Here is a 12,713-nt window from a genome sequence, read left to right as displayed (position 1 = left end):
TTCCCATGGTAGCCGGAGTGGGACTTGAACCCACACAGCGCGAACGCCGAGGGATTTTAAATTCTACGCAGGCTCAATGAGCTACATATCAGTGCATTGCAAAACTTTGCTAAAATTGATTACTAGTTTTGCTGTAATCGGCAGAAAATAGATAATCATGGATAGCGTTGAGCACAAAAAAAGCTAAGGTGATTAAATGCCCGCCGATTTTATTGACATAGTTGAAAATGAAGGTGAAACGATTCTCGTTATTCTATCTGATAATCAGTTGCTTGAACTGGTTGACAACTGTTGTATGGGGCTGGTCTCCGACAATGACTCCGGTAGTACCCGTTTTTTTTCGAAATGAGTGCTCAAACCGATGTATATAATGAAATATATTTAAAATTGTGTATTATTAAAAGATAACCTTGGGATATCGGGACACTCTTAGTATTTTTCTTGTGGAAATATTGAACAGTGAATCAAAGAAACTGGAATATCTGTTCAAATCCCTGGATTGTATTATTCACTTTGACTGGCGAAACTTTTAATAGAGAAATTATTTATGATAGATGAACATGGAAAACTTAATTTTACATTCAATTTATTAAAGAAATTCAGACCTAACTATATATTTGAAGATGAAGATGTTAGTTTTACCAATACTAAGTGTCCTCATTGCAATAGTGTTATTATTTTTTCAGAGGCACACTTACAGCCTGTAGAGCTAGATAATGGGTCATCTGTCCCTTTCAGTGACGAAGAAGGTGTAATGATTGGAAAATGTAATAATTGTACTGAAACATTCGGGATAAATGTTATCAACCCTGACTTTTCAGGATGTAAGAGTGGTGCTAGTAAGGTTGACTATTACTTTAATAAAGATGGTAAAGATATTAACGATACACACAAAGCACATTTATATGTAAACATTTTATTCATTGAGGATAAAGTAGAGCGTGATGCAGATTTAGAACACTATTCACTCCCTTACACCTGCGATGATTACCCTCTCTATATTTGCTCGAATTGCGGTAAAAACATTGAGAAAGAGTCATTTAAAAAATTAAAGGATGTATTTCCTCGACTCCTTGGCGAACATTCTCGCTATGTTGAGTGGACGCTAAAAAATTCATATGGTAAAGGCCCAGAATATGTGATAGTGAAACTAAAATTCAATTGTTCCTGCGGGCAAGAATGTGAAAGTTTTTTCTTTAAAAAATATATTGAGACTGTAAACATTAAGATCAGCGATTTCTCAATCTGCAATGTAATTGGCTCACGCTTGATAGAGAAAAGAATCATTCCTGGTGTTTATTCGAAAACAAACATCATATCTTGGCTATATAAATTAATCCCGCGATGGACAATTTTATTTGACAAAATTTACATTATCACTCCCTTTATTGGGCATCAGCATTTGAGGCCAGCCGAACTTACCGAAATATGGATTGAGTTAATAAACAGACTCGATCATAAAAAAACAAAAATCTGGACTAAAAATGGTGAATTAACTAAATTCAAGAATGCTTATTCGGAGGTGAATAATATTGCATACGATAAACTTAATGAGTTTGAACTTGGATCCAGTTTATTATCCGAACTTCACCAAAATAAAGATTTCCATGCAAAAATTTACTGCGGCATTAGTCAAGGAAAATGTGAGGTTTTTAGTGGATCAGCTAATTTGGTTAGAGGGCCATCAGTAGAAGTTATGCATTTTGATATATTTAATAATTTTAGTTCTGTTTATGAAGCATTTTTAGAACCAATAGGAATCAAAGAAGAGTTCAGTTCAATTAGAGACACTTACTCTTTGTTGTTTGATTCAAGCAAAGATTTTAAAGCTGGTATGGATGGATTTGAAATACGCTCAGAGCACTACAGTAAAGTAATTTTACCTGATAGATAATATCACTAACTTGGCAACCTCGTGATTTTAGCATACTTATGTTTTTCTTTGGAGGTTAGGGGCATACTAGCTCCATATGATGGACCAGGGCGAAAATGGTATCCATGACGCCATTAAGTCCAAGAATTACGAGGTTAAATTTTATCAATACCCCGAAAGGTTCTGGAGCGATTCAATGGCTCCTGGTGATTGGTCTGGTTCAGGAGCCGTATTACGAGAGATGAAGTTATTATTATACAATAAACTCGTTTCCAGGTTCAGAGCTCAGATTATTTACTATATAAGAATCTATTCTCTGATCATTAAATCGCCAGCAGTCAATGGCAAGATCCATCAGCAGGCGTTGCCTTGCGGTGATATTTTCTGCGGACCAGAATTGATATTCATAACCATATTTCTGCTTAAAGCGATTTAATGCGGTGTTCTCACCAATTGAGTACTGAGAGTGGAGTAATCGAGTCATGATGATTTCAGAGTTTAAATATTCTGTTTGTTTTTTCAAAAACCAGTCTTCACTCAAATCATTGCAGTTATTGACGGACTGGTTAATTGTACCCTCTAATAATGTTACATTCCCAAGCTTGTAGAGATAACTTGTTCGATTTGCATCGGAGAACTCCCCATCTTCAGGGACGTTCCGTACGGTCTGAGGAAGAATATGCTCAATTTGCATCTGCTGAATAGCCTGCTGGCTCTTTTCCGGAAAACCGCAAAGATGGCGGATATGATTCTCTAATCTACCCAATACATAACGTTGGCGATACTGAGGGGTAAAATTATAGTCATTAATAATTGAGAATCGTTCTTTAAATTCATCTAAACGCTCCACAACAAAAGGTATAAGTGTTACTGAAACAACATTTGCAATCTCTGCTTTCGTTTTCACATCCCGAAGCTTTACAGCCCATTGAGTAAAGCGTTGCTCATATGTCTTCGATTGAATAGCCATTGTATTTGTAAAGAATAAAAAGCTCTCAAGTTGAGCACCTAAGAAATCCATCACATCATCAGAACAACTAGTGTCCAATGCCATTAGTAAAACCAAATGCTGACGTGAGCGATATTTATTAATATATCCAATGTTACTTACATTTGGAAAACGGGCATTTTCACGCCAGTAGGCTGCTTCATTTGTTGCATTGACCAAGTTAGCGTATCGTTCTGATAATTTTTCCAATTCTTTGACGAGAGCCAGAGGGTGTGTCTTATACTGCAACGACAGTTCCCCCTCAGATGAAATGATCCATTTATATATATCATCTTCACGCAAAATCCCGTGATGATATCGTGCCATCAGAAAGTAACGTAAAAAACGAAGCGGGTTATCACTTTCGCCGCAAGATTCAAGATTATTAGTGATGGATTTCCATGTTGTCTTTATTGCCGAAAACTGTTCTTCTTTTATCTGACTGAAAATCAAATTTTTAACAAGATCCATAGCATTAAGGCTGGCACCACGCTGATTGATCGTTTCGAAGATCTTTAATGCGCTACTTAAGTTCTCTGATTCAATGACAACCAGCTCAACTTTTGTTAAAAAAAACCGAGCGAAGGAGATTAATCCATTCAAGCTATCTTGCAATTGGTATTTAAGATAATCACGAATGTGATCGTACGCGTCAGCCATTTTTTTTACTGAGGCTGTTTCCGCAAAGGTATTGGTTTGCCCTTCAATTAACCGCGAAACAAACCCTCGACTTTCTTCATATTGAAGGTCTAGTCTAATTAGATTTTCCTCACTATTAATATCATAACTAGAGAGCCATTCCTCAATAGTTTTCAGATATTCCAGCCCTTTTTTGTCAAGTGTATCCATTCTATCTTTTAATAGATCCCGTAAGGCACACATAGTGATGACAATAGTGGTCAACCGCTGCTGTCCGTCAATAACATCATGCTTTTCCCCATTCTTTACGATAATAACAGAACCGAGAAAATAACCATTTTGATCTTTCTGCTCTGGTTGGTATTCATTGTCTAAATCCATGATAAACTGTTCAACCTGATCATCAACCTTCCATACATACTCACGTTGATAATCGGGAACTAAAAAATAATAATCGCTTAATTTTGATATATTTTTTACATCAGCTTCTATTTTCATTTTATATCCTTACATAGCTGGATGAACACCACAGATCATACTGATCCCAGATCCAATTCACAAACGAACAGTAGAGTAGACCCCTTCTACATTACAGCTATCTCCGTCATCAAAAATCAACTCTCCTGCACTATAACCATCCATGGACAAAATAGCCTTTTCATTGAGAGCCAGACTAAGGCACATTGATGTTTTTATCATATTATCTGTGCCATAAATCTCATACCAGTTATCTTCTTTTTTAGAAACCTCTACCTCATACTTTCCTGAGCCAATATTAACCATGCTAAATACATTATCTACATCACATGAATCCTTGCTATCTGTAAAAATTATTTTTTTATCATAGCCATCAACCCTGAGATATGCGTCTTCAGAATAAGCATAAACATAACAATACTTCGTATTAACAAAAGCATCCTTCCCAGTAATTTGATATAAATTACTATCCTTTCTTGTGACATTTATTTCCCACGTATTGGCATGAACATAACCTGGAGCCAAAAACAGGGTTAATAATAACAGTCCAATCTTGGCTTTAAAGTTTCTAACAATTTTGAAAAACATAAAACCCCTTCTTATATAGTTCTGTAATATTTTAGCTGAGCTCTTACTACATATCAGCCAACAACATCCCCGCCATTCCGTCGAGCCGTTTCTTAACCTTTTCCCACCCCGGCATAACCTGCCCCATCAGACGGTAAAACTCCTCGCTGTGGTTGTGTTCAGCAACATGGCATAACTCATGCAATAAGACATAATCGATGCATTCTGAAGATGCCTTAATCAGCCATGGATTCAAGGTCAGACAGCCTTTTGCAGAACAGTTACCCCATTGGGTTTGCATCGCCCGCAAACGTATCGGCGGACGCTCACTAACCCAAAGGGTCTGTGGTATCAATAAAGCTAGCCTGCGTTGGAAGACATCTCTGGCACGCTCACGATACCATTCAGCCAGCAATGCTTTAACTTTTTCAGCCGATTTGTGTCTGACCGTCACTTCCAGACGCCCACGCAACATTTTCACTCGTTGCGGTGCAGTAGCGTCTTCTGTCACTTTCAACTGATATTGCTTGCCAAGATAGTAATGACTTTCGCCACTGACATACTGACGCGGAACAATATGCGTCTGTTGCTCCCTGAAATCACGCAGTTGCTGGTATATCCAGCGACTTCTTTTTTTCAGCGCAGACAACACCTCGTGCTCAGCTGTTTCTGGCGGTACAGAGGCAACAACACGGCAGTCCGGATGCACCTTGATGAGCACCCTGCCCTTAACGACCTGACGCGGAACACACTGTACGACGATGGCTTCATCACCATAGACAATGCGTAACGCTTTCATTGCTGGCGACTCATTTTCACTCATGATTTCATCAAACCAACGCGCAGTATCTGGATGATAGTTTCCACAATACGGTTTACCTGGTTCATTCCGGCACCTATTTCCCGGCAGGTCGTAAACAGTAGCGGTAAGAGATTTGTCTTGACTGCTTTCTCGACATCCTGAGGGTTTAGGGAGTTTTCTGCCACTGCTTTGACGATGATACTGTCCACCTCAAATGCCAGCTTCGTCCACTTCTCCTGCACCTGAACGTCGTTGACCGCAAAAACCTCAGGCAGCTCTTTTTTAAATACGCCGTAATATGCCTGAGCATGTTTGTTTACCGCCAGCGCATCCGGGATATCACTGAGCTTACGGGCTTCAACCTGCTCTTCAAACTCACGGAATAAGAGGTACTGCTTCAGTGGATGGTCGAACAGTTTTTCAGCCTCTTCGATTGCCATACGCAGGAGTCTGGAAAAGGCCTCCTGAGCATACGGGTCATCACGCAGCTCCTGCTCAATCATCTTCGTCACGCGGGTTTTAATGATGTCGGTTTCATTGCGGGTTTTATTGTTGTCCCACTCTTCGGGCTTTTCACTCTTGCCCATTTTACCGACTTCATACACGCCATCCGGTTCACGAACCTCAACGCCGGTGACATGCTTATCCAGCAGTTTTTTCACCTGCTCAGCGTAGTCGTCATAATTGACCTGCTCTCCACTTACCTGCATCGCCCACTGGCGAAGGCTGGACATCTGTTTTACGGTTTCTTTATAAAGACTTCGGTCTTGTTCCGTAAAGCTCTTGTCGGTGAAGAAGGTGGCGGACTGCAGTGCCACTTTCAGGCATCCGGCAAAGGCTGTTAACGCCTCGAAGAAATCATCACGGATTTTCTGATGGATATCGACCATCTCTCCGTCACGTTCTTCCATTTTTGGCACCAGAACCGCGCGTAACTGTTCAGTATCATTCTTGTTTTTGACACCGGCAAATATGGCCCACAGCTGGTTATACAGATGCGGCAGCCGCTTGTATTCAGAACTCATCGCGCTGTACAGCCCGTCAATATCCTTGATGTCGTATCCTCCCTGCGTTCGGGAGGCGAGATCCTGATATTTACCGATAGTGGTGTCCAGCTCAGCCAGAATGCCGCGATAATCAATCAGCAGGCCAAACTTTTTCAGTGGATGCAGTCGGTTCACCCTGGCAATCGCCTGGATAAGGTTGTGGGACTTAAGCGGCTTGTCTATATACAGCACGGTATTTTTCGGTTCATCAAACCCGGTGAGCAGTTTATCAACGACGATCAGTAATTTGAGCTTATCATCAGTATCGAAACGACTGATGATATTGCGGGTATACGCGGACTCATCCTGCGTGCCGACATTATCCTTCCACCATTTCGTCACTTCCGGCAGTTTGCTTTCATCCACCTCGGTATTCCCTTCCCGGGTATCCGGCGGGCTGATCACCACCGCTGATTCAAACAACCCTGCTTCATCAAGGTACTTTTTATATTTGATGGCGGAAATCTTGCTGTCACAGGCAAGTTGCCCTTTCAGCCCCTCATCAATGTTTTTCGAGAAGTGGGTGGCTATATCGAGCGCGATCAGGCGGATGCGGTCATCTGCACTGTACACCTCACCTTTACGGGCATATTTACGCTTAAGGTCGGCTCTTTGCGCTTCGCTTAACCCATCGGTAATACGGTCAAACCAGGCATCTATTGCCCGATCGTTAACCTCAAGATCGGGAATACGTTCTTCATATAGCAAAGGTGTAACGGCCTGATCTTCTACCGCCCGCTGCATGGTATAAGCGTGGACAATCGGCCCGAATTTATTGGTGGTCTTATCTTCTTTCAGCAACGGCGTGCCGGTGAATGCGACAAAGGCGGCATTCGGCAGGGCCAGTTTCATTCGCACATGGTTCTCGCCACCCTGGCTACGGTGTCCTTCATCTATCAGAACGATGATGTCGGGGCTGGTATTGACGCATTCAGGCAATTTTGTCGCTGAGTTAAATTTCTGGATAAGGGTAAAAATTATACGTTCTTTACCAGAGCCAATCTGCTGTGCCAGCTTCTGACCTGAGGTCGCCATCGCTTTGGCCTTATCATCCTTCCCGGCCAGTTCTCCACCAGAAGCGAAAGTGCCGCTGAGCTGCCCTTCAAGGTCCACACGGTCCGTCACCACCACAATACGACACTGCTTCAGGCTGTCATGAAGGATCAGCGCCTTGCTGAGGAACACCATGGTGTACGATTTACCGGACCCTGTGGTATGCCAGATAACACCACCTTCCCTGCCCCCGTCCGGTCTGCGGGTACTGATGCGTTCCAGCAGTCTTTTGATCCCGAACACCTGCTGATAGCGGGCGACAATTTTTCCGGTCTTTTTATCAAACAGGGTGAAGAAGCGGGTCATCTCCAGCAGACGTTCCGGCGAAAGCAGGCTGATAAGCAGCTTATCCTGCCTGCTGACGGCCAGTTCACCAGCGGCGATTAACTGCTGGTACCAGTCGAGATCGGCTGAAGGGCGATGATCAAACAATGCATGAATTTGTTCCGTCGATAACTGATGGTTGCGCAGCGCATACATCTGCGCGTCAGTAATATCTTCTTCACGCCATGCCGCCCAGAATTTCATTGGCGTATGGCAGGTACCGTAGCGCCCGTCATACCCGTTAATCGACAGTAATACCTGGCTGTAGGCAAACAGCTGCGGGATTTCATCGTTGAGCTGATTGCGGATACTCTGAGATATCCCCTCGTCAATGGTTGGACCTTTCTTACCGTGACCTGCCGGGCTTTTCGCTTCAATGACGGCCAGCGGGATACCATTCACAAAACAGACAATATCCGGTCTGCGGGTATCGACACCGCCTGACCGCAATACCGTAAACTCTTCGGTAAAATGGAACTGATTATTTTCCGGGTGTTCCCAGTCAATCAGCGCAATCGTGGGGTTCACCTTCTTACCGTCGACAAACTCCGTGACGGCGATACCGTAGAGCAGATGGTTATACATACGCTCATTGGCTTTCAGCAGCCCTTCATTCAGTGCCGGTGAACAGACCTGCGATATCAGGTTATCCAGTGCCTTTTCCGATAACTGGCAAGTTTTACCGCTCGCCATAAAGGAACGCTTCGACAACGCCTCACGTAGAACCGGACGCAGCACCACCTCATCCTGTTTATAGCCCCGATAATCCATAATCTGTTTTGGGGATAAAAACGTCCAGCCGAGGCTGGTGAGTAACGTCAGTGCCGGTATTTTGGCACTGTATTCTTCCTGGAACTTTGGCGTGTACGTCTGGTTCATTAGCTTTCCTTGTTCTTCGCGTTAAGCGCTCACGGCTTCTTCAGCTTCTACTTTGACACGACGCTTTCCGGTCAGTAATTGCTGCATCAGGGCTTTTTTCTCGTCTTTCAGGCAAGCGAGTTTTTTCTCCAGCGTGGAGATTTCGGCGTCAGCAGCGGACAAGACGGCGGCGATCTTTTGTTGTTCTTCAAAGCTAGGAACCGGAACTTTTAATGAAAAAAAGTCCGAAGGTTTCACATTTAGCAAGCCATGAGCCCGACCACCTTCATGAGCGATTTGAGACAAACTGTTATTCAAAAGGCCTGACTCAAAATAATGCTCCCAATAGTCACCGAATGATTCTTTGGGTGTAGAAAGTTCAAAACATATATACAGAGTTGTTACTACTCCCTCTGGGTATCGATTTAATCGTTTTATTGCTCCCATCGGATAACCATTAGAGTAACTTTTATTATATGCAAACTGTCCTTTTTTTAATAAGAAATATCCATCAAGGGTATCTGATGCCACTGTTTTCTTGAAAAAAACCTCCTGCTTAATCAAACCATGTTGTCCGGAAATGGTTACAACATTAGTGCTCTTTCCATTGTTTTTGGTCGTAACTCTCTGAAATAATTTCGATAAGGCATACAATCCCCAAATTTCAGAAAACCTTGTACCATTATCATCCAGCAAGCGCTTCTTCCCGGTAAGTAATTGCTGCATCAGGGCTTTTTTTTGCTGTTGGCTGTTGGTGAGAAGCTTTTCCGTCACCGAAATCGCCTTATCCCAGGCGGACAGGATTTGGGCGATTTTCTTTTGTTCGTCAAAAGGAGGAACAGCTATTCTTAATTTCTTAAAATATGGAAGACCAATTGTTTTAATTGTAGAGCCAACAGCCTGCCTTTCGAACTCTTCTTTATTTAATTGCAACCAATTATAAAGATACCAACTATGAAGCTTTTCTTTATTATCACATTTCCAGGCAATAAAGTGCTGACTCACAGCCATTGGCGTAGCCATAACACCACTCTTGCCAACACCTGCGTCGCGCGATAATACAACAGTTTCCGCCGGATGTACTTCAGCTGAACTATTTTTGATGCCCTCTAGAGATATTTCTTTATCGGTTTCATAAACGTACCCTTTATCAAGGCGACATGAATCAGCGAGGGAAATCCATTTAATGCCACCATTCCAATATTCCGGGAATGATTTACTCGGTGTATGGCCACTGCATCTTTCAGCAATATTATCCAATAAATTGTAGCTCCACCCTACAGGCAGCTTTTGCAATATTATTTCACGAGCCATAACCAAGCTCCTTCAGATAACCCGCCATCTCCGTTTCCAGTTTCGCCAGCTCCACCTTTAGTTGCTCACGTTCCTTATGCACCACCAGCAAATCGATCTCGTCTTCTTCCTCAAAGGTATCGACATAGCGTGGGATGTTGAGATTGTAATCGTTATCCTGAATATCTTTCAGGCTGGCAAGGTAGGCGTATTTATCGACATTATCGCCATCACGATAGGTCTTGACGATTTTCTCGATGTTTTCTGCGCTAAGCTGGTTCTGGTTTTTACCCGCCTTAAATTCACGGCTGGCATCGATAAACAGCACCTTGTCATCCACTTTCTGTTTTTTGAAAATCAGAATTGCAGCAGGAATCCCCGTACCGTAGAACAGTTTTTCCGGCAGACCAATTACCGCATCCAGCAGGTTTTCGTCGATCAGTTTCTGACGAATTTTACCTTCGCTGGAACCCCGGAACAGCACACCGTGTGGCACCACCACGCCCATCCGTCCTGTTCCCGGTTTCAGGGTTTCGATCATATGAAGAATAAAGGCATAATCGCCTTTGGTCTTCGGCGGTACACCACGACGGAAACGACCAAACTTATCGTTCTCCCCCTCGTCATGGCCCCACTTATCCAGGCTGAACGGTGGGTTGGCAGTCACGATATCAAACAGCATCAGGTCGCCGTTTTTATCGAGCAGCTTAGGGTTACGAATGGTATCGCCCCACTCGATTTTGTGGTTGTCTTCGCCGTGCAGGAACATGTTCATTTTCGCCAGCGACCACGTGGAGCCAATGGCCTCCTGACCGAACAACGCATAGTTCCGGCTATCATGTCCTGAGACAACTTTACGTCCGCACTTCATCAATAACGAACCAGAGCCGCAGGCCGGATCGCAGATGGTATCACCCGGTTGCGGGTCAAGCAGTTCAGCAATCAGGTCCGAAACTTCCGGCGGAGTATAGAACTCGCCTGCTTTCTGCCCACCGCTGGCAGCAAAGTTTTTAATCAGATATTCGTAGGCATTATCGATAACGTCCAGCGTACCGACACGGCTCGGCTTCAGGTTGAGATCTTCACCGGCAAAGTCTTCCAGCAGCTGACGCAGGATGGTGTTCTTCTGTTTTTCTTCGCCCAGTCGATCGGTGTTAAACGAAATATCCTAGAAGACACTTTTCCCGGCGTCTTTCAGTTTGGTGCCGTTGGCTTCTTCAATCGCATGCAGCGCCTGATCGATGCGCTCACCGTTGCCCGGTTCATGACGGCGCTCATACAGCGCATAGAAACTGGCGCTTTTCGGCAGCACAAAACGCTCGTTCGCCATCATCGCTTCAATCAGTTCCGGCGCATCGCCATACTGTTCTTTGTATTCGTCATAGTGATCCTGCCAGACATCCGAAATGTACTTGAGGAACAGCATGGTAAGGATAAAGTCTTTATAGGTATCAGCACTGATGGTGCCACGGAACGTATCACACGCGGCCCACAGGGCTTTGTTGATCGTATCCTGACTAATTTTATCGTTCATGAATCATCCTGGTATGAGAATGCCAGCCCGGAGAGCCGGGAAATACGTAAATGAATAGAGTGAGATAATACCCCAGAACATAGAGTCAGACACGTTAAGTCATTATGTTTTGAACCAATACGCGCTCGTAAACGGAATTAATTAGATTGAGGTCTTTTGGGGGGATGTAGAGTTATCACATGGATTTCAGGCACAAAAAAACCACCTTTCGGTGGTTTCACGACACTGCTTATTGCTTTGATTATTCTTTGTTTCCCATGGTAGCCGGAGTGGGACTTGAACCCACACAGCGCGAACGCCGAGGGATTTTAAATCCCTTGTGTCTACCGATTCCACCATCCGGCCAGGGAAGAAAGTGGAGGCGCGTTCCGGAGTCGAACCGGACTAGACGGATTTGCAATCCGCTACATAACCGCTTTGCTAACGCGCCGTAAAACTTTTTAAACTGACACCCGCTATTGCGCATGTCTTTAATCTGGAGCGGGAAACGAGACTCGAACTCGCGACCCCGACCTTGGCAAGGTCGTGCTCTACCAACTGAGCTATTCCCGCATGTCATCAAGTAAATGTCTAACCACTTGATTTCATTATCGTCCGGCTTGCTGTGCCGCCGTTCGATGCGTTGCATTCTACTGATATGACGTTATGAGTCAACGTTATTTTTTGCATCCCCGGATCGTTTGCTGAAAATTACGGCGAAACGATCACTGATCAAGCAAATCCCCGCGCGCAGCGTTCAAATATTGCAGCATTGACCACAGCGTGAGCACTGCCGCCACCCACAGGAGGCCAATCCCCGCCCACTCAACCCAGGCGTTCGGACGCCAGAGCATCCAGACCAGCGCCGCCATCTGCGCCGTCGTTTTCACTTTGCCGATCCAGGAGACCGCCACGCTGCTGCGTTTTCCCAGCTCCGCCATCCACTCGCGCAACGCGGAGATGATAATCTCACGGCCAATCATGGTTGCCGCAGGCAGCGTTACCCACCAGGTATGATAGTGCTCAGCCACCAGCACCATCGCAATCGCGACCATCACTTTATCCGCCACCGGATCGAGGAAGGCGCCAAAACGGGTGCTTTGATTCCAGCGGCGCGCCAGGTAGCCATCAAACCAGTCTGTTACCGCTGCAATAAGGAAGATCAATGCGCAGGCAAAGGGTGCCCAGACAACCGGCAGGTAAAACGCCAGCACAAAGAACGGGATGAGTACGACACGAAAAAGAGTGAGCAACGTAGGGATGTTATATTGCATAGTGAC

The 12,713-nt window shown here is 44.3% G+C and carries 7 protein-coding genes, 3 tRNA genes and 1 pseudogene; 1 reads left to right on the top strand and 10 read right to left on the bottom strand.

The window, feature by feature from the left end; genetic code table 11:
- Positions 1-547: 547 nt before the first annotated feature.
- Positions 548-1,894 (top strand): hypothetical protein, encoded by a 1,347-nt coding sequence (locus CWR52_RS20985; RefSeq protein WP_129546966.1) that lies wholly within the window; start codon positions 548-550, stop codon positions 1,892-1,894.
- Positions 1,895-2,126: 232 nt separating this feature from the next.
- Here the strand turns inward: CWR52_RS20985 and CWR52_RS20980 are convergent, their stop codons facing one another.
- The 10 genes and pseudogenes from CWR52_RS20980 to pgsA form a co-directional block, all read right to left on the bottom strand.
- Complete coding sequence (locus CWR52_RS20980) at positions 2,127-3,998, bottom strand: DUF262 domain-containing protein (RefSeq protein WP_104950650.1); 1,872 nt, start codon at positions 3,996-3,998, stop codon at positions 2,127-2,129.
- Positions 3,999-4,055: 57 nt separating this feature from the next.
- A complete protein-coding gene (locus tag CWR52_RS20975) occupies positions 4,056-4,565 on the bottom strand; it encodes a hypothetical protein (RefSeq protein WP_104950649.1) in 510 nt (169 codons plus the stop codon).
- Between the two features lie 46 nt (positions 4,566-4,611).
- Positions 4,612-5,367 (bottom strand): M48 family metallopeptidase, encoded by a 756-nt coding sequence (locus tag CWR52_RS20970; protein WP_104950648.1) that lies wholly within the window; start codon positions 5,365-5,367, stop codon positions 4,612-4,614.
- Positions 5,364-8,648: a type I restriction endonuclease subunit R gene (locus CWR52_RS20965; protein WP_104950647.1), complete on the bottom strand. Its 3,285-nt coding sequence runs from the start codon at positions 8,646-8,648 to the stop codon at positions 5,364-5,366. The genes CWR52_RS20970 and CWR52_RS20965 overlap by 4 nt, the downstream gene beginning before the upstream one ends.
- 21 nt (positions 8,649-8,669) lie before the next feature.
- Positions 8,670-9,941: a restriction endonuclease subunit S gene (locus CWR52_RS20960; RefSeq protein WP_104950646.1), complete on the bottom strand. Its 1,272-nt coding sequence runs from the start codon at positions 9,939-9,941 to the stop codon at positions 8,670-8,672.
- Positions 9,931-11,454: pseudogene (locus CWR52_RS20955) on the bottom strand (type I restriction-modification system subunit M). Before CWR52_RS20955 ends, CWR52_RS20960 begins: the two are co-directional and overlap by 11 nt.
- Positions 11,455-11,712: 258 nt before the next feature.
- Positions 11,713-11,799, bottom strand: a tRNA-Leu gene (locus tag CWR52_RS20950).
- 11 nt (positions 11,800-11,810) lie between these two features.
- Positions 11,811-11,884 (bottom strand) — tRNA-Cys (locus tag CWR52_RS20945).
- 46 nt (positions 11,885-11,930) lie between these two features.
- Positions 11,931-12,006 (bottom strand) — tRNA-Gly (locus CWR52_RS20940).
- A gap of 152 nt (positions 12,007-12,158) precedes the next feature.
- A complete protein-coding gene (gene pgsA, locus CWR52_RS20935; protein ID WP_008500348.1) occupies positions 12,159-12,707 on the bottom strand; it encodes a CDP-diacylglycerol--glycerol-3-phosphate 3-phosphatidyltransferase in 549 nt (182 codons plus the stop codon).
- Positions 12,708-12,713 lie beyond the last annotated feature (6 nt).

The organism is Enterobacter sp. SGAir0187 (assembly GCF_002952735.2).
Taxonomy (GTDB): Bacteria; Pseudomonadota; Gammaproteobacteria; order Enterobacterales; family Enterobacteriaceae; genus Enterobacter; species Enterobacter quasiroggenkampii.
Note: the sequence above shows the minus strand (reverse complement) of the source record. Positions and strands in the feature narration are given on the sequence as shown.